17 protein-coding genes and 1 other annotated feature are annotated in these 17,564 nt (G+C 46.8%); of the genes, 6 read left to right on the top strand and 11 right to left on the bottom strand.

All coding sequences use genetic code 11. From position 1 onward, the window contains the following. Positions 1-49: 49 nt before the first annotated feature. Both rsgA and J2Z28_RS27545 read right to left on the bottom strand, forming a co-directional pair. Positions 50-1,159: a ribosome small subunit-dependent GTPase A gene (gene rsgA, locus J2Z28_RS27550; protein WP_211085326.1), complete on the bottom strand. Its 1,110-nt coding sequence runs from the start codon at positions 1,157-1,159 to the stop codon at positions 50-52. A gap of 448 nt (positions 1,160-1,607) precedes the next feature. Beyond that, positions 1,608-2,201, bottom strand: a complete 594-nt coding sequence (locus J2Z28_RS27545) for a DUF2087 domain-containing protein (protein WP_211085360.1) — start codon at positions 2,199-2,201, stop codon at positions 1,608-1,610. 178 nt (positions 2,202-2,379) lie between these two features. On the opposite strand from J2Z28_RS27545, the gene J2Z28_RS27540 reads away from it, so the two are divergent. From J2Z28_RS27540 to J2Z28_RS27530, 3 genes are all read left to right on the top strand, one after another. Further along, on the top strand, positions 2,380-3,378 hold the full coding sequence (locus J2Z28_RS27540) for a YpdA family putative bacillithiol disulfide reductase (RefSeq protein WP_211085325.1): 999 nt from the start codon (positions 2,380-2,382) through the stop codon (positions 3,376-3,378). Between the two features lie 5 nt (positions 3,379-3,383). Further along, positions 3,384-3,827, top strand: coding sequence for a DUF441 domain-containing protein (locus J2Z28_RS27535; protein ID WP_036609212.1), 444 nt, complete (start codon positions 3,384-3,386; stop codon positions 3,825-3,827). A 192-nt stretch (positions 3,828-4,019) separates the two neighbouring features. Continuing rightward, positions 4,020-4,532, top strand: coding sequence for a hypothetical protein (locus J2Z28_RS27530; protein ID WP_036609214.1), 513 nt, complete (start codon positions 4,020-4,022; stop codon positions 4,530-4,532). Positions 4,533-4,631: 99 nt separating this feature from the next. On the opposite strand, the gene J2Z28_RS27525 is transcribed toward J2Z28_RS27530, so the two are convergent. Continuing rightward, positions 4,632-5,081: an NUDIX domain-containing protein gene (locus J2Z28_RS27525; protein ID WP_211085324.1), complete on the bottom strand. Its 450-nt coding sequence runs from the start codon at positions 5,079-5,081 to the stop codon at positions 4,632-4,634. Positions 5,082-5,137: 56 nt separating this feature from the next. Continuing rightward, the gene (locus tag J2Z28_RS27520; protein ID WP_036609218.1) at positions 5,138-5,434 is read right to left on the bottom strand and encodes a HesB/YadR/YfhF family protein; all 297 of its coding nucleotides are present in this window, start codon (positions 5,432-5,434) and stop codon (positions 5,138-5,140) included. Between the two features lie 485 nt (positions 5,435-5,919). On the opposite strand from J2Z28_RS27520, the gene J2Z28_RS27515 reads away from it, so the two are divergent. Both J2Z28_RS27515 and J2Z28_RS27510 read left to right on the top strand, forming a co-directional pair. Beyond that, a complete protein-coding gene (locus J2Z28_RS27515) occupies positions 5,920-7,665 on the top strand; it encodes an ABC transporter ATP-binding protein (RefSeq protein WP_017689087.1) in 1,746 nt (581 codons plus the stop codon). Positions 7,666-7,677: 12 nt separating this feature from the next. Then, the gene (locus tag J2Z28_RS27510) at positions 7,678-9,768 is read left to right on the top strand and encodes an ABC transporter ATP-binding protein (RefSeq protein ID WP_210107807.1); all 2,091 of its coding nucleotides are present in this window, start codon (positions 7,678-7,680) and stop codon (positions 9,766-9,768) included. Positions 9,769-9,959: 191 nt separating this feature from the next. Here the strand turns inward: J2Z28_RS27510 and J2Z28_RS27505 are convergent, their stop codons facing one another. The 7 genes from J2Z28_RS27505 to J2Z28_RS27475 form a co-directional block, all read right to left on the bottom strand. After that, a complete protein-coding gene (locus J2Z28_RS27505; protein WP_074094605.1) occupies positions 9,960-10,580 on the bottom strand; it encodes a YdcF family protein in 621 nt (206 codons plus the stop codon). Further along, positions 10,577-11,122, bottom strand: a complete 546-nt coding sequence (locus J2Z28_RS27500) for a hypothetical protein (protein WP_074094604.1) — start codon at positions 11,120-11,122, stop codon at positions 10,577-10,579. Before J2Z28_RS27500 ends, J2Z28_RS27505 begins: the two co-directional genes overlap by 4 nt. Positions 11,123-11,221: 99 nt before the next feature. Continuing rightward, positions 11,222-11,932, bottom strand: a complete 711-nt coding sequence (locus J2Z28_RS27495; protein ID WP_211085323.1) for a hypothetical protein — start codon at positions 11,930-11,932, stop codon at positions 11,222-11,224. After that, positions 11,929-12,984, bottom strand: a complete 1,056-nt coding sequence (locus tag J2Z28_RS27490) for an ATP-binding cassette domain-containing protein (RefSeq protein ID WP_211085322.1) — start codon at positions 12,982-12,984, stop codon at positions 11,929-11,931. Before J2Z28_RS27490 ends, J2Z28_RS27495 begins: the two co-directional genes overlap by 4 nt. A 6-nt stretch (positions 12,985-12,990) precedes the next feature. Then, on the bottom strand, positions 12,991-14,721 hold the full coding sequence (gene argS, locus J2Z28_RS27485; RefSeq protein WP_211085321.1) for an arginine--tRNA ligase: 1,731 nt from the start codon (positions 14,719-14,721) through the stop codon (positions 12,991-12,993). A 63-nt stretch (positions 14,722-14,784) separates the two neighbouring features. Then, positions 14,785-15,076, bottom strand: a binding site (T-box leader). Between the two features lie 179 nt (positions 15,077-15,255). Beyond that, positions 15,256-15,591, bottom strand: a complete 336-nt coding sequence (locus J2Z28_RS27480) for a four-helix bundle copper-binding protein (protein ID WP_036609230.1) — start codon at positions 15,589-15,591, stop codon at positions 15,256-15,258. 73 nt (positions 15,592-15,664) lie between these two features. Next, positions 15,665-16,777, bottom strand: coding sequence for a CobW family GTP-binding protein (locus J2Z28_RS27475; protein WP_211085320.1), 1,113 nt, complete (start codon positions 16,775-16,777; stop codon positions 15,665-15,667). A 171-nt stretch (positions 16,778-16,948) separates the two neighbouring features. Here J2Z28_RS27475 and J2Z28_RS27470 point away from each other — a divergent pair, with 171 nt between their 5' ends. Next, positions 16,949-17,467, top strand: a complete 519-nt coding sequence (locus tag J2Z28_RS27470; RefSeq protein WP_211085319.1) for a MogA/MoaB family molybdenum cofactor biosynthesis protein — start codon at positions 16,949-16,951, stop codon at positions 17,465-17,467. Positions 17,468-17,564 lie beyond the last annotated feature (97 nt).

The raw sequence follows: 17,564 nt of genomic DNA, 5'->3' as shown, positions 1-17,564 counted from the left end.
TCCCTCCTGACCTATCTTATGCAAGATAGCGGATGATGCCCGCCTGATTTCAGGCTTCCTCCCACTCTTTCACACTACGGGAGTGCTTGGGTTTGCGACTACTCGCCGGTTTACTGGAGGCTGTTCGCCTTCTCGTTGCTACCTCTTCTTTACGTTGCTGATATTGCAATTCCTTCTGCATTTTCAGATAATTATTCAGTCTTTTTTCATCCAATGAACCATCCTGTATGGCCTCTTTCACTGCGCATCCAGCTTCCCGTGTATGACTGCAATCCATAAATCTGCACGTGGCCGCAAGTTCTTCAATTTCTCCAAACGCATGCGAAAGTCCGTCATTGCCTTCATCCCAGAGATTAAGCTCACGCATTCCCGGAGTATCGATCAATACCGCTCCCTGTGGAAGCACAAACATTTCCCGATGTGTTGTGGTATGCCTTCCACGGCTGTCTCCCTCACGGACGGATTGGGTAAGTTGTACGTCCTCGCCCATCATCCAGTTCACAAGTGTAGACTTACCACTACCAGAAGAACCCGTCAGCGCAACAGTCAACCCTGGTTGTAGATATCTTTCTAGTAGAGATTTACCTTGGTCCTCCACAGCGGATATCGCAAACACTTCAACGCCCGGAGCAATTCCCTCTACACTTCGGATCTGCTCTTCCACATTCAGGCACAGATCACTTTTGCTCAAAACAATGACTGGCCTTACGCCACCATTCCAAGCCATCATCACGTACCTTTCCAGTCGTCTAAGGTTGAAATCATGATTAAGTGCAGCCACGATTAATAGTGTATCTACGTTTGCGGCGATTAATTGTTCCTTGGTCACCGGACCTGCCGCCTGTCTCGATACCCTGCTCCGACGGGGCACCAGATTGTGAATAATTGCTTCTTCACCTGCATGACCTGTAATGGCCACCCAATCTCCAACCGCTGGTACCAAGCTGGTCTCCAGACTATCATGACGCATTCGTCCCGAAATTCTTCCCCAGCATTCGCCCTCTTCTGTAATCAAACGTTGCAGATGTCCATGGTCTGCGATAATTCTGGCTGGCTTTTTCTCCTGCTCTTCCATTCCTGTCTCTTGCCACAGTTCCTGCCATTTTGCAGACCAGCCGTACTTCTCAATATGGTTAACTAAAATAAAAATTCCTCCCAAAATAAGTTATTTACTTCGTTCAAGCCGAGTGAACAATCATCTCCGGTTCAGATCAAAACAAAAAACCACGAGTAGAAATACACCCGCGGCAATAAGTAGTTAGCCGAATCAAAGATCATCCCTTCTTGTAGATCAACCGGATAAAATACTTAACCATCCGCTATAAACAATTCAGGAACACCCTTTTATCGGCAAACAAAAAAGCCACGGGTGCGTCACCCGTAGCTTCATCTGAGCATGCGATCCTTCACGTTACAATGGATACTGCTATCCAGCTAACGCAAAATTACATGCTTTGATCCGTTCCGGAGACGCTGTTCATATTCAAATTAACGTATACTGCATTTAAATTTGTCATAAACAATCGCCTCCCTTGTAGAATTACCCATTATGTTACACACTGAGCTTTACAGTTGTCAAGCCCAAACTTTTTTTACCACCAGCTACTCTATTTGACCTGATCCCAGCGTGTCCACATTTCCTTCGGATTCAATTCATAGATCTCCTCTTCCCGATACATGAACTGATGCATGATAAATTCCCGCCGAATCGTGGCAAAGTCTTCATGGTATTGCTTTATAAATGTATTGATTTCTTTTTCCGTATACTTCCGACCAAATTCAAGCTGCTCGACCAGATGACCAAGTACAATCAGTTTTTTCTTGTATTGAGCGGGAATCTGACGCAGTCGTCCATCTTTGGAGAAAAAATTCCTCATGACCGACGCTTTCAATGTTTCGTTCACATCACCCATATCCGCAACCTCCTCTCGATTAAAGATAAAATCAACCGAAGCCTGTGCATTCTCGCGGATAAACGAAGGATTGAGTGTGAAATACACTGTATTTTTCTCCCGTCGTTCCTTAATCAGCGCCGCCTCTCTCAGCTTGGATGCATGATGTGTCACGGTTGGCTGTGACAGATTCAGCCGCTCGGCAAGTGCCTGTCCGTGCAGTTCACCCTGTGCCAACAACAGCAGCATGCGAAGCCGGGTCGGGTCAGCCAACGCTTTATGATAAGCCACAATTTTCTCCAGCTGCATCATCGTTCATCTCGCTTTCAATTAGATATATATCTAATTTGATATTAGTCTTTTCTTCTCTACACGGCAACTCCTTTGGTTTCAAGTAAGCTTGTCTAATTAAACTCCACGCTTGAACTGGCATTGGCTCGTTATTTACGGTAGGATTATATTGCTTGAAATAAGGAGGATTAAGAACATGGAAGATGTCATTATTATCGGCGGAGGCCCATGCGGTCTGTCTGCTGCCATTGAATGTGAGCGGCTGGGACTGTCCGCTGTGATCGTTGAGAAATACAATATCGTTCAATCTATTTATCTGTATCCAACCCATATGCAGTTTTTCAGCACAGCCCCGCTGCTTGAGATCGGAAACGTTCCGTTCAGCACACCTAATGATAAACCGTTTCGTTATGAAGCACTTGCCTATTATCGCAGGGTAGCCGAACATTTTGGTCTGCGTGTTCATAACTATGAGGAAGCCCGTGAAATTAAACGCAAGGATGATGGTACGTTTGAGGTACATACGCTCAACCGCCGCGGGGAAGCCATCATACATGTTGGACGCAATGTAGTTGTAGCTACCGGTTATTTTGACCATCCTAACTATCTGGGCATCCCTGGAGAAGATAAAGATAAAGTAACCCACTACTTCCGGGAAGCCCACCCGTATACCCGTACACGTGTCGCCATTATTGGCGGAAGCAACTCAGCCGTGGATGCGGCCATGGAACTGGTTCGGGTCGGAGCACATATTGATATGGTTTATCGCGGCAGTGGTCTGTCCCAGCATATTAAACCGTGGGTACGTCCGCTATTCGAGAGCATGGTGACAAAAGGTCATATCACACTCCACCTGGAATCACGCGTGAATGAAATACTCGATGATTCGATTCGTCTGATACACACGGATGGTTCCACTCAGGAACTGGATAATGACTTCGTACTGGCAATGACCGGTTTCCGTCCAGATCGTCAACTACTCACGTCGGTAGGTGTGGAGATGTCTGATGATATGGATAAACCTCTATATGATGCACAAACGATGGAAAGCAGCGTACCTGGTGTATATGTGGGTGGAGTCATCGCTTCGGGGCGTAATGCCAATGAAGTCTTTATTGAATCCGGGCGCTGGCATGGACGTTACATTGCGGAACATATCGTTAGCAAACAACGTGGACAGACTGAAGGGAAATGAAAACAATGGATATGACTTCCCTGCTGTTGCTCGTATTTGCGGCTCTCGGGATTATCAGCAGCAACACACCTGTGACCGTAGCGATGGTATTTCTGTTGTTGCTACGAGTCCTGAACCTGAATCAGGCATTTCCATGGCTTGAAAAATACGGACTTACACTGGGCATTATCATTCTGACCATTGGCGTGATGGCACCTCTTGCCAGTGGCAAGATGAGTCTGCAGACGATTGGTGAGTCTTTCCTGCACTGGAAATCACTGCTCGCCATTGGAGTAGGTTTATTGGTGGCATATCTCGGAGGACGTGGCGCTACGTTGATGGGTACTCAGCCAACTGTCGTTGCAGGGCTGTTAATCGGAACGGTACTTGGGGTTGCCCTATTCAAGGGTGTACCTGTGGGTCCATTAATTGCGGCGGGAATTTTATCATTGCTCCTGGGCAAATCCTGATTCAAGTTGTGAAGGTTGTGACCTGACATGCTATGCAGATTGGCTGTATTTCCCACCGTTGTGTGATATACTTCTATTCATGCAAATTATGTACACGAGTCTACAGCAGAATAATCCATATTGTGGTTATGCTGTTGCATGAAATATAGATTCACTTTGCAACTATTAATGGCGCAGGAGGATTAAGGAACCATGTCACGTCAGTTTATTACAGAAGCCGTGATGGTGGCCATTTACGGTCAATTGCTAGCGCCGCCCGCGCCTGTTGAATATATTGTTCCTTATACCACCATCCTTGAGCTATATGAATTCCAGACCAGTCCTGATCCCATGATGGATAACCCGGCAGATGATCAGCATGTGAAATCCAAAATCAATGAAATGATTTCTTATTTCGAGGAACCGCTGAATAAGAAAAAAATAGAGCGTGCGTTACTTGTTCCATGGGCCAAAAGCCCCTCCATTTTATTTGGTGACCAAGTATCCATTGCCATTATCAATGCAATAGATACGGCACAGTACGGGGAATATTTCGATCCCATTGAGACCGAACTGCTGCTGACATCTCAGCGCCTGAGTATCCCGATTCTCACCGATCAGGTTGAACTGATTGCACGCATAATTGAGTCTGAATCACCTGTACAGGTATTCGATATTGATGATTTTGATTTTGCGATGGATGATGAACCACTAGATCAGGTGTAATTCATGCTCTGAGCACGTAAATCGGATTTTCTAAAAAAATGACCTTGGCATCCACTGTATCGTGCATGCCAAGGTCATTTTTTTGCTTCAACACTAATTTTATTCTGCAATATCCCGCGCTAACAGGATTCGGCTAATCTGATTCAGAGGTGGTAACGACTCCAAAGAAAAAAACTTCAGACCTGCATCACTATTTACACGCGACTCCACAAGGTCATCCTGAATAATCACTGTCCGGAACAGGGCAATGACGTAATACTCTTCATCTCCGCTTGAATGCAAATACCGAAGGTCAGGCCCCGAATAAAGACCTTCCAGTGTCATGGTATCAGCAGTCCAACCTGTCTCTTCCCATAACTCCCGATGTGCAGCACCTTCAATAGCCTCACCCGGGCGCATCTCACCTGATGGCAACCGCCAGTGACCATGTTCAGCATGCTGAATCAGCAGTAATTCACCTTGTTCGTTCTCAGCCCGCACCGCCGCTTTTACAACAATATGAGAGCGTTTTGCGATATACTGGGCCAAATCTCGTGGTGGCAGATTCACTGCTTATCCCCTCCTCCTACTCGGAAGCCGGTGGCGACCTGTAATCCATCTATTGCTTAGACTTCCGTATAACGGTATTCGATATCCTGACCTTCATCAACGATATCCACATGCAGTTGGTGCCCTTTAAGATACCAATAATCGTGATCTTCCATAAAGAATTGAATCCCCGACACTTCGGTTTGATCCGCAGGATGTCTTGGTTTCTCCACAGCAATACCTAGCGAAAATCCAGGGTGAAGACCTCCGCCAGAGCTATAACGGGCAAAAAATCGAATGCTGTCTCCCTCGTTCAAATTCAGTTCTTCCTTGTACCAGCGAGCAGCTTGATCGGATACATGTATGGTACTCATTTGGTGTCAGCTCCTTCTGTATATATATGTTCCATCATATCTCGACAGGGACTTGAATACAAACCCGGGTGACCACATAAAGACAAAATAAGTTGTGAAAAATGTTTGACAGATTGTAAAAGCCGGTGTTAAGATGCAAACATACGAGGTCTACATTGTATTTATTTCCAAAAAAGAAAGGGTGATTACGGTGTTTAACAAACATATGATAGGTCAATTCAGCACACAACTAAATACCGGAGCACACCCGAAATCATTATTCCGTTCATAAGTCGGCATGACAAGGCGTTCTTTCATTAGAACCTCTGTGATGTTTACTCACAATCGAACTTATGTATGGTTGCGGCTCTGTTCTCGGAGCCATGCTGCCGTATGATTATATGAAGACATACCGCCTGCGTGCGGTATGTCTTTTTTTGTGGGTACATTTCGGCATACATGAACGGAATCTGCATTTCTCGGACATCGAAAGGAAGGGATAACACTTGTTCTCTGTACTTAAAAACCTGGCCTGGTTCTTCCGGCTGGAACGCAAACGATACCTAACCGGTGTCATTTTGCTTATTCTGGTGGGCATTGCCGAACTGCTGCCTCCTCGTCTTCTTGGTAATGCCATCGACGAGATTGTGCGCGGTTCCATTACCGGCACCTCACTTACGCGTTATATTTTGCTTATTCTGGGAACGGTCATCATTATCTATCTGGTTACATACGTTTGGATGCACAAACTGTTTGGTGGTGCCAACCTAGTGGAGCGGCTGCTTCGTTCACGCTTTATGGACCACTTGTTACGGATGACTCCTCCCTTTTTTGAGAAAAACAGAACAGGAGATCTGATGGCTCGGGCCACCAATGATCTTCGTTCCATTGCCACTACAGCAGGCTTCGGCATGCTGACCTTAACAGACTCTACAGCCTTTCTGGCCACCGTATTGTTCGCCATGGGTTTCCTGGTTAGTTGGAAACTGACCTTGGCGGCAATCCTGCCATTACCTTTTATCGCCATTGCCATGATGATCTATGGTAAAGCTGTACATCAACGTTACACCCTGGCACAGGATGCATTCGGAGATATGAACGACCAGGTGCTGGAATCCATCGCCGGGATCCGTGTCGTACGTGCCTATGTGCAGGAACGTCTGGACGAGAAACGGTTCGCCGACGTGACCGAGGATGTGTATCGCAAAAACCTGGCTGTTGCCAGAATGGATGCCCTATTTGAACCCACCATCCGCCTCTTCGTTGGACTCAGTTATGTGATTGCACTTGCCTACGGCATATATCTTGTATTTCATAATGAAATTACCCTGGGGGATCTCGTATCGTTTAACATGTACCTGGGGATGATGATCTGGCCCATGTTTGCCATCGGCGAATTAATTAACCTGATGCAACGTGGTAGCGCTTCGCTTGATCGGGTCAACGAGACTTTATCGGTAGAACCTGCCGTACAAGATGTGGAGCAACCTGCTCACGTTACGAATCCGGAAGAAATTGCGATGCAGGATGTTACATTCCGTTACCCAAGTTCCACTGTCGACAATCTCAGTCATATCAGCTTTTCGCTGCGACGGGGTCAAACATTGGGTATCGTGGGCCGTACGGGTAGCGGTAAGTCTACTTTGCTCAAACAACTGCTTCATGAATACCCTGCCGGTTCGGGCACATTAAGCATCTCGGGTCATCCGATTCAGGATATCGCCAAAGATGACTTGCACAGCTGGATCGGGTACGTACCACAGGAACAAGTTCTGTTCTCCAAATCAGTTCGTCAGAACATTCAATTCGGTCAACCTGGGGCCAGTGATGAAGTCATCATGGAAGCCATTCGTACCGCCGCTTTTGACGGTGATCTGGGAACATTGTCCGATGGACTGGATACACTTGTTGGTGAAAAAGGAATCTCTCTGTCCGGTGGACAGAAACAGCGGGTATCGCTGGCGCGTGCCTTTATTGCTAATCCTGATATTCTGATCCTGGATGATGCCTTATCTGCTGTTGATGCACGTACTGAAGCTAAAATCATTGAAAATATTCGCAACAAACGCTCGGGCAAAACCACGCTGATCTCGACTCATCGCCTGTCTGCTATTGAACATGCTGACCGAATCATCGTACTGGAGCACGGGAAAATTACGGAAGAAGGCACTCACCAGGAATTGTTAGCCATGAACGGCTGGTACCGTGAACAGTATGAACGGCAACAGGTCGAGTCCAATCTGTCCACGTAGGAGGTCAATTCATTGAAGTCTAATACAGGCAAAAGGCTGCTTGATTACGCCTTGAAAGCCAAAGGAACATTTATCGCTGCATTAATTATGCTTACTATTGGTGTTGCGGCCGAGCTTGCCGGGCCGTTCATCGCCAAATCCATGATCGACAATCACTTGCTCGCGATTGAGCAGCCTTTCTATGAGACGACAGCTTCAGATGAAGCCGCAGTCTACAACGGTAAGAATTACAAACGCGAAGGCTTGTTCGAACCGGATGAAAACAAAGGTTCCGAAGTGCGGGTATTACAAGCCGGCAGAAGTTTTTATTTTGTAAATGAACCAGTCAATGCACCTGACGGGGACCGCACATATACGGATGGAACCCTCACGGTTACACGCGCAGGTGAGGTAACAGGCCAATATGCGGCAACACCCCTGTCCGCTGGTGAACTGTTTGCTTTTTACAAACCGGAGATGCCCAGCATCTATCAATTAATTGTGTATTACATGATCTTCCTCGTGATCTCGGTCATTATGGAGTTTGGTAAAACATTCTGGCTGCAATCCTCGGCCAACAAGGTCATTCAAAGACTGCGTAACGATGTGTATGCCCATATTCAGCGACTGCCGGTGCACTTTTTTGATAACCTGCCCGCAGGTAAAGTTGTATCTCGGGTCACAAACGATACAGAAGCCGTAAAAGATCTGTTCGTTGCTGTTCTTTCGAACTTTTTCTCAGGAATCATCACGATTACAGGTGTGTATGTCGCACTCTTCCTGCTTGATGTTCGCCTGGGTCTAATCTCATTATTCGTTGTGCCGATGCTCATTACATGGATTGTGCTCTATCGCAAATTCGCCACTCGTTACAACACGATCATTCGATCCCGACTGAGTGAGATCAATGCAATCATTAACGAGTCCATTCAGGGGATGTCCATTATCCGCGTATTCCGCCATCAGAAACAAACCAAACAGGAATTCGAAGATCTGAATGATGACTATATGAAACACCAGAACAAAATGCTGAACCTGAATGCCTTCACCTCACACAACCTGGTGAACGTATTACGGAATATCGCCTTTGCGGTTGTCCTGTGGTACTTCGGTTCCAGCGTGTTGGATGGCACAAGTATTATCTCATTAGGTGTTCTATATGCCTTCGTCGATGTCCTGGGCCGCTTGTTCCAGCCGATTACCGGCATGGTAAATCAGCTCGCCAACCTAGACTCCTCCCTCGTATCCGCTGGTCGCGTCTTTGAGCTGATGGATGAAAAAGGAGAAGCCGTAACCGATGGCTCCATGCCAAGATACAAAGGGAATGTTGTCTTCGACGATGTATCCTTTGCCTATAAAAAGGATTATGTGCTCAACAATATCTCGTTTAAAGCATCCCAAGGTCAGACAGTCGCTCTGGTCGGTCATACTGGTTCGGGTAAAAGCTCAATCATCAACCTGCTGTTCCGGTTCTATGATCCGCAAAAAGGCAAGATCACGATTGACGGTCAGAACGTCAAAGATCTGCCTAAACAGTGGATTCGCGAGCATATGGGGATTGTATTGCAGGACCCGTATCTGTTCACAGGCACCATTGCTTCCAACGTCAGTCTCGGCGATGAGAAGATTTCCCGTGAACGAATTGAACAGGCGCTGCGTGATGTAGGCGCTGAACGTATCCTGGCTCATTTGCCTCAAGGCTTTGACGAACCTGTCATCGAAAAAGGAAGTACATTGTCCGCTGGACAGCGTCAATTGATCTCCTTTGCTCGGGCACTGGCGTTTGATCCGGCCATCCTCATTCTGGATGAAGCGACTGCCAATATTGATACGGAAACGGAAGCATTGATTCAGAATGCACTCGAAGTCCTCAAAAAAGGACGTACCACCTTCATCATTGCTCACCGTCTCTCCACTATTCGTTCGGCAGATCAAATTCTGGTTCTGCATCGTGGGCGTATCGTTGAGCAAGGTGCACATGATGAACTGATGGAGCTTAAAGGCCGCTATTATAAAATGTATCAGCTCCAGCAAGGTGCGCAAGCAGCAGCGAGTGCAACCAGCGAGAATCCGTCGGGTGAGATCATTCCAACCTCAACCTCCTTTGCCGGAGGCAATGCATAACAGAGTAAAACAGAAAACTCTTTAAGTAACCAGTCAAAAATGATGTACTTGACGGCAAAACAAAAACCGATCTACACAGCTACCTCAGGGTTTGCGGTGTAGATCGGTTTTTTGTATTTTCATCGGGATTCATGTTCCGTTACTGTTTATTTCGTCCAGACAAAAAAACAATCCGCGTGCAACCTCATGGGCTACTGCGGATTGTCTATCCATCCTTTGATTGTATATCCCATGTACATCACGGTCTCTCTTGCGAGAAAAGGAAACTTGCTGCGCCAGGTTCGATACGCCGTCGTTCGTGTCGGAGAGGGTACGGCATCCATACCCAGTCCAGCAGCCAGCTTCATGGCTCGTTTCATATGTAAAGGATCACTCACAATCGTATACGTTTGATAACCGGCCTGTTCACCGATTGGAATTGAATTGACCAGATTCTCCTCGGTAATTCTGGATGTGGTCTCAATGCGAATGTCCGCAGGATCTACTCCATGTGCGATGGCATACTTCTGACCCACTTCAGCTTCCGTATGTTCTCCATCACCACTTGATCCACCTGTGAAAAGCAGATTACGAACGGTACCCTGACGGTATAGTTCAATCCCGTGTTCAATACGTTCGCGAAATACAGGTGAAGGGTTATCCCCCGCCACGGCTGCGCCCAGAATGATTGCTGCATCCGATATCCTGGATGAATCCTCATCCGTATATGCTGATATACGAATTGCGGTAACCACAGTCCACAGGATTCCAACTAATACTACAGCCAGAACCGTCATTAATATCCAGCGTTTCGTTATCCGTTTGCTTGTCATTCATCCTCTTCCAAATCCCTTGCTTGCATACTCTCGGTATGCATACGCTCCAGCGTTTGCAGAGCTGCTGCCGATTCGGCATCCAGACCAAGCTCTGCAATCCAGGCACCCGTATATTGCTGAAGACGGATCTCCAACTCCTGTGCACGGTCTTTGAAATCCTCCAATTCCTTAATCATGCGTGATCGTCCTTCCGGACTGAATGTCTCGTGAATTCGTTCCTTGAAATAATGATGTACGATACGGTTACGTTGCTGCCATAACTCATTCAACTGGCGAGTCTCTTCCTCAGAGAATGTAAAATGATGGCGCACTTCGTGAATGAGCTGCCCCAGTGAACTGCTCATCTTTCGTTCGTACAGATCTTCCAGATCCTCTTCAGACACAGCTTTGCCCTGAGACATTTTCATTAATAAAATCAGATTGACCAGCTGCTGTTCAAGCGCCTGCCCGTAGTACACTGCCAATCCGTAATAGGCAAACAATTCCCTGGAGTGTTCGCTGTCCAGCATGTCACCATTCTGGATATCTGTATTTTGCATATGCGAGCGCCCCCTTCAACCGTACAATGTTAACCATTCCATGTCCCTCTATCCTAACCAAACCAAGAGCAACATTCAAGTTATCGGGAAGCGCGTCTTCTAACTCCGCAGATCTCTTCTTCCGGACAGCCACACATGGATGATTAGTAACCCTAATGCATAGAGCACAGTCCACAGCATAACCGAAACAAAAGAGTCCATCTTTGATTCATCAAATAACATCATCTCACGAACCAGATAAAAAGCTGGCGGAAGAATGCGGCCAAGCCATTCTAACGATTCAGGCAAACGTTCACTTAAGGAACCTTGGATAAACGATAGTAATAATACAATAATGAGGGCAGGCATACTGCGACTAAGCAAGGGAATGTACGATTTTTGAAAAAATACACTGATGCCCAATCCCAGCAACGATAACCCCAGATGTCCTAACCAAGTCATCATCCACTCCTCACCTGTGGGTTGTCTCTCAAACATTCCTGCGAACACGGGATACAGCACAGTGATTACGGTGAGCATGAATTGCATGATCCAGGCACAGATGAGTTGACTTGTTACAACCTTACGCCTGCTTCCTGTATGAAGGACAAGTAATTGATACTGCTTAGCAGGTTCGGTATTCATCACCATTACTCCGAGCCAAGCAGCTGCCAGAAATAACAGCATAGCCGTAACACTGTAACTGTCCGCAATAGGGTTGGGTTTGTAGGAATAGATCAGCAGCATGGCGATGATATAAAAGATAACCGGTGCAATATATTTCTGTGAGCGAATGTGATGCCTTAACAAATATCGGGTCTGATAGATCATTTGGCTTCTCCCCCCGCATCATCCATGGAAGAGCTTAAGTCCACAGATTCTGTGACACCTCCACGCCTCGCATGTACAGCTGGATGTTGTCCTTCCAGCAGACTTTCCATATGTAATTGACTTTCTTCCTGTTGTACAGACACAACCGAACCTCCGGATGCCAGAATCATTCTGAGGACATCATATGTTGATTGTTGAACCACTTTCCAATCCCACAACCAAGCATTGGATATCTCCGAGCTTGTATTACGAACTAAAGACAGTACTCCCGGTTGTTGTACAATCGATAGATCGTTAGCCAGATCCTCTCCAGCTTTCGTCAGACTTTGAATACGTACAACGGGTTCGCCAGCTTGTAGTATATCTTCACGACTCCAGTAGCGGAGCACGCCGCCTTTCTTCAACACAATCACCTGGTCTGCCAAACGTTCAATAAGCAACGGTTCATGACAAGCTGTAACAATGGATGTCCCTTCATCCTTCCATTGTCGCAATAAGGATACAATGCCCTCTTGAGCTGGAATATCCAAGCCCGATAAAGGTTCATCCAGTAGCAAAAGACCACCCGGTCCAGGTAACAGGGCCTGAATCAAATTTACTTTTTGCAGTGTGCCCTTCGATAATAAGGGTAACTTCTGATCGATCGCGGTATCCAGATATAAAAGTTCACTAAGTTCTCTAATCCGCTCACGCAGTATCTCGGGGCGAATGCCCCGAATTCGACCCATGTCCCACAAATACTCTCCGGAGGTAAAGGGTAAACGTGGCAGGCCATCTACTGCATACCCATCAGAACCCTTCATTGTGCGCTGGATCGATCCTGTATCGGGTAACAAAATACCTGCCAACATACGTAGCAACGTACTTTTGCCAGAACCGTTTCTGCCAACAAGTACAGCACATTCTCCCTGCTTCACTTCCAGATTAATTTCATCAAGTACTTGAGCATTACCTATTCGCTTGCTCACTTGTTGAAGCAACATACCTCGACCTAATGAGTCTGGTACATCTTGATTGGCTTTCTTGAAAAGTCCACGTTTACTCCTTATCACCTGGGATCACATCCGCTCTGGAGCTTGCACACCCAGCAAATGTAAACTGTACGCTAGGCGTTCGGCAGTACGTTTGGCCAATGCCACCCGGAAGGATCTTACATCAGATGACGCATCCGCAATCCGTTCGGCGTGATAGAAGCGGTTGAACGCCTGAGCGACATCTATTGTATATTTGGCAATGACCGAAGGCTCATTCCGATGAATTGCTTTTTCAAGATACTCGGGATATTCACCGAGCAGTTTCAGCAATGCCCATGAGGTATCTCCGATACTGGATGAAGTAGTCCCTGTGTCATTTACATCATCTGCAATCGTGCCGTTAGTCAGAGTGTTTTCATTTTCCACGCGGATCGCCTCTTCTGCCTTGGCAAGTACACTTTGAATCCGGGCATGGGTATATTGCACATAAGGTCCGGTCTCCCCTTCAAAACTCACCGCATCTTCCAATGAGAAGTCCACATCGTTTAACCGATTATTACGCAGATCACCGAAGACAATGGCACCTACACCGACCGCCTCAGCCACCTTCTGAGGGTTCTCCAGATTCGGGTTTTTCTCCTGAATAATCTGTAGTGCACGAGCAACTGCCTCATCCAACACTTCCTGCAAAAAGACGACTTTACCGCGGCGGGTAGACATTTTCCTTCCCTCAAAACGCATTAAGCCAAACGGGATATGTTCACACTTCGCAGACCATTCATGCCCCATACGGGATAGGACCGTGAATACCTGCCGGAAATGTAACTTCTGCTCGCCTCCGACCACGTATAACAACCGATCTGCCTTCATCACCTCATGACGATAGACTGCCGTAGCCAAATCCCGTGTAGGATAGATTGTTGTTCCGTCTTTTTTGATAATCAGGCACGGGGGCATGTTCTCATCTTCCAGACGTACCACAAGTGCTCCTTCACTCTCTTCAAGTAAACCTTTTGCCTTGAGTTCTTCAACCACTGCACCCATCTTGTCATTGTAAAAGCTCTCCCCCAGTGTATGGTCGAACTGTACATTCAGACGTTCATACATCCGGTTGAATTCCTTCATGCTCACTTCCACAAAAAACGCCCATAACCGCTGTGCTTCATCATCTCCCTGCTCCAGCTTGCGGAACCACTCGCGTGCCTCAATCTCCAGTGAAGGATCGTTCTCCGCCTCATCGTGGAAGCGCACATACAGCTCCAGAGAAGTACGGATCGGGTCTGCCTGCAACGCTTCATCATTGCCCCACCGTTTATACGCTGCGATCTGCTTGCCAAACTGGGTTCCCCAGTCTCCCAGATGATTCACACTTACGGAGGTATAACCCGCTTCGTTATACAACCGATACAGTGCTGCACCGATTACAGTAGAACGCAAATGCCCGATTCCGAAGGGTTTTGCGATGTTAGGGGAAGACATATCAATCACAACACGTGAACCTTGACCAAGCTGAAGCTTACCAAATGCCGCATTCCCCAGTTCTTTCAGCAGATTCGGCGCGAGCTTCTCCCGGTTAAAACGGATATTTACATACGGACCGGCGGGAGTCGCTTCAATTCCAGATGCCTGCAATCCCGTTGCGAGATCAGTTGCAATGACTGCCGGTGCTTTCTTTAATGACTTCGCTAATGCAAAACAAGGGAATGCTGCATCACCCATCTCCGCCTGTGGTGGGACTTCCAGTAATCTCAGAACCTCTTCTTCATTCAATCCCGTTAAAGGGGCAATATCGGCCGCAGCCTGCTTCATCAACATGTCGAACACTCCTTATAATTCATTATTGGCTGAAAATAAACACAAAAAAGCTCTCGTCTCTAAATAAGAGACGAGAGCTGACTTAACAGTTCCCGCGGTACCACTCTAAGTGAACAGCTTACTCTTAATATGCATCAACATGCATACCAGTAGAACCTGTTCCGCTCGATGCGTATAACGGTCGCAAGCCGGGTTACCCTCAGACAGATATGGCCTATCCCAATCGGGATACGTACATCTTTTCGGATAACCATCTCACGGGTGCGTTTCACTCAGGTCATGTCATACCGGCTTCCACCTCTCCCGGCTCGCTGTCATGTATGGATCTGGCTACTCTCCCGATCATTGATATTCTTCGATTCAATTCATTGCCATCATTATACATACCACGATCAGACTTGGCAACCTGCATTAAAAATCCCCTACTGAAAGGCAACACATAGGCACATCGTCTCAGATGCTTGTGTTCACTGCCTTCCCTTAGGGGACAACGGTCATTATCGGTTTTATTTATATATTCCAGTGAAATAATATTTACGCTACTGCTGCCATCAACCGGCAAGCTTCTGCACATCTGCGGCAAGCCTCTGCACATGCTTGGCAGTGATCATGGTGGTGTTTGCCACACTCAGCGGCGCAAGCTTCACAAGCTTTCACACACAATTCGCATATTTCAGCAATGAAATCACTTCCACGTGTCATCGCTTGTGCAGCAAAACTGCAGATCTCCGCACATTCCCGATTCAAACGAATGCAATCACGCAGCATCGCCAGATCATATTCTTTCAGACTCGATATGTAACATACGTTGCATGCATTCATGCACTCCAGGCAAGCATCGATACATTGTTGATATTGTTGTTGTGTCATTTAAAGTTACCTCCCAGGCAAAGTTTGCTATGCATCTTAATACCCAGTTCGGAGGAATATTGAATCATCTAACCTACTTTATCGCTTCCAATTCCAGTAATTGGTCACGAATGACAGTTTGGTCAAAATGTTCACCTATAAACACAGCAACATTAGGGACCTCTCCCTGAGGTGTGATCTTCATGTAATCCGATTCACGGTAGGCATACTGGAACCAGAAACGGCTCGCCGTGTCACTAAACGATAAGATGCCTTTTGCTCGATATACATCCCGTGGCAAAGCAGATACAAATTGTTCAAATGCTTCGCTGTTCACCGGATGACTGAAATAATGCGTATACACCATGACATGTTCGTGTGATGCATGAGGAGCGGAATGCTCGTGACCGTGGGCATGGCTATGGGATGCGTCAGTATTAGTATCATCGCCTTGGACTGTATGATCTGTATGTTCATGACCATGATTGCAGCCATGTGTACCACAAGCTTCCGTATGCTCATGATGCTCTTGGTGAGCCGGCTTACCTGCTTCAGAAGCTGAATCACGCACGTGTACGTCTGCCCCGCTGCGAAGCAGCAGATCCATCTCCACCTCACATTTCACTGTAGGAATTACAGGTGCGAAGCCATTCCATTTTGCCAAAAGCTGCTCCAGATCCTTCAGTTCCTGTGCACTCACCCGATCCGTTTTATTCAAGAGAAGCACAGACGCACAACGAATCTGCTCCTGCATTAGCTTGAAGGTCTGCCCCTTCTGCTCCTGATACAGACCAGATAGATGTGCTGCATCCACAACGGTAATGAGACTTTTCAGTTCCAACCGCATGTAAAGTGAAGTCTCCGTTACCGCATCCAGAATCTCCATTGGATTCGCCGCACCAGTTGCTTCAATGATGATAACATCAGGTGATTCCTCCTGAACGAGATCAGCAAGTTGCAATCCCAAGTCACCACGTACGGTACAACAGATACATCCACCTAACATCTCTGTCATCGGAACGGTGGAATCCACAATCTGACCATCCAGATTGACTTCGCCCAACTCATTCATAACCACTGCAGGACGCAAACCCTGCTGTTGCCAATGTTCAATCAACTGAACAAGCAGTGTTGTTTTGCCACTCCCCAAAAAACCTGACAGTATATATACAGGTATGGATTGTTCTTTTAAAATCGTTTCATTCATGCGTATACACCTCTCTGATTGTCCTTCTTGTAACCTAGTCTATCTATATCTAGCGAGTGTACACCATCCCGCATTCGTTGTGCAATAACGTTCAACTCTTCACCAGTACATTGCCTGATTCTACCGGATGGTCTATGCTATGAGGACATGTTGATTGAAGGAGGAAGTTTCATGACTAATTCAGTGGAACAACATCGCCAGGAAGCTCCAACCACGGTATCGTGCATGATTGTTACAGTGTCTGACACACGAACTAAAGACACCGATGCCAGTGGCCGGCTCATGCACCAGCTTCTGAATGAAGCGGGTTATCAGATCGTAGAATACATCATCACACCAGATGAAACGGAGAACATTCGAAGCATCCTGCAAGATGCAGCTGTTCGTGATGATATTGAAGCCGTGCTGCTTAGCGGCGGAACAGGGATTGCACCCCGAGATACAACCTACGAAGCGGTGTCCTCACTACTGGACAAGGAACTCCCGGGCTTTGGTGAGATCTTCCGTTTTCTCAGTTACACCGAAGATATCGGTTCCGCTGCCATCCTGAGCAGAGCCGTCGCTGGAACGATTGGACGAACAGCCGTATTCTCCATGCCGGGTTCCAAAGGAGCCGTCAAATTGGCCATGGAAAAACTCATTTTGCCCGAGCTGCGGCATGTGATGCGTGAAATATATAAACCCGTCTGAAAGTAAAATGTACCCTATAAGATGGACACTTTGAAAAAAGTCCATCTTATAGGGTATTTTGTTTATAATGAAAAAAAACGATGTTGGAGCGGAAATG

This window comes from Paenibacillus xylanexedens (assembly GCF_017874615.1).
Lineage (GTDB): Bacteria > Bacillota > Bacilli > Paenibacillales > Paenibacillaceae > Paenibacillus > Paenibacillus xylanexedens.
The sequence above is the reverse complement of the archived record's forward strand: the minus strand, read 5'-3'. Positions and strand labels throughout refer to the sequence as shown.

Coding starts and splice junctions, on each gene's coding strand:
- J2Z28_RS27475 (WP_211085320.1), bottom strand. CDS start 16,777: ATGAATGAAACGATTTTAAAAGAACAATCCATACCTGTATATATACTG.
- J2Z28_RS27530 (WP_036609214.1), top strand. CDS start 4,020: ATGTCACGTCAGTTTATTACAGAAGCCGTGATGGTGGCCATTTACGGT.
- J2Z28_RS27495 (WP_211085323.1), bottom strand. CDS start 11,932: ATGATCTATCAGACCCGATATTTGTTAAGGCATCACATTCGCTCACAG.
- J2Z28_RS27545 (WP_211085360.1), bottom strand. CDS start 2,201: ATGCAGCTGGAGAAAATTGTGGCTTATCATAAAGCGTTGGCTGACCCG.
- J2Z28_RS27540 (WP_211085325.1), top strand. CDS start 2,380: ATGGAAGATGTCATTATTATCGGCGGAGGCCCATGCGGTCTGTCTGCT.
- J2Z28_RS27520 (WP_036609218.1), bottom strand. CDS start 5,434: ATGAGTACCATACATGTATCCGATCAAGCTGCTCGCTGGTACAAGGAA.
- J2Z28_RS27470 (WP_211085319.1), top strand. CDS start 16,949: ATGACTAATTCAGTGGAACAACATCGCCAGGAAGCTCCAACCACGGTA.
- J2Z28_RS27500 (WP_074094604.1), bottom strand. CDS start 11,122: ATGCAAAATACAGATATCCAGAATGGTGACATGCTGGACAGCGAACAC.
- argS (WP_211085321.1), bottom strand. CDS start 14,721: ATGTTGATGAAGCAGGCTGCGGCCGATATTGCCCCTTTAACGGGATTG.
- J2Z28_RS27535 (WP_036609212.1), top strand. CDS start 3,384: ATGGATATGACTTCCCTGCTGTTGCTCGTATTTGCGGCTCTCGGGATT.
- J2Z28_RS27505 (WP_074094605.1), bottom strand. CDS start 10,580: ATGACAAGCAAACGGATAACGAAACGCTGGATATTAATGACGGTTCTG.
- J2Z28_RS27480 (WP_036609230.1), bottom strand. CDS start 15,591: ATGACACAACAACAATATCAACAATGTATCGATGCTTGCCTGGAGTGC.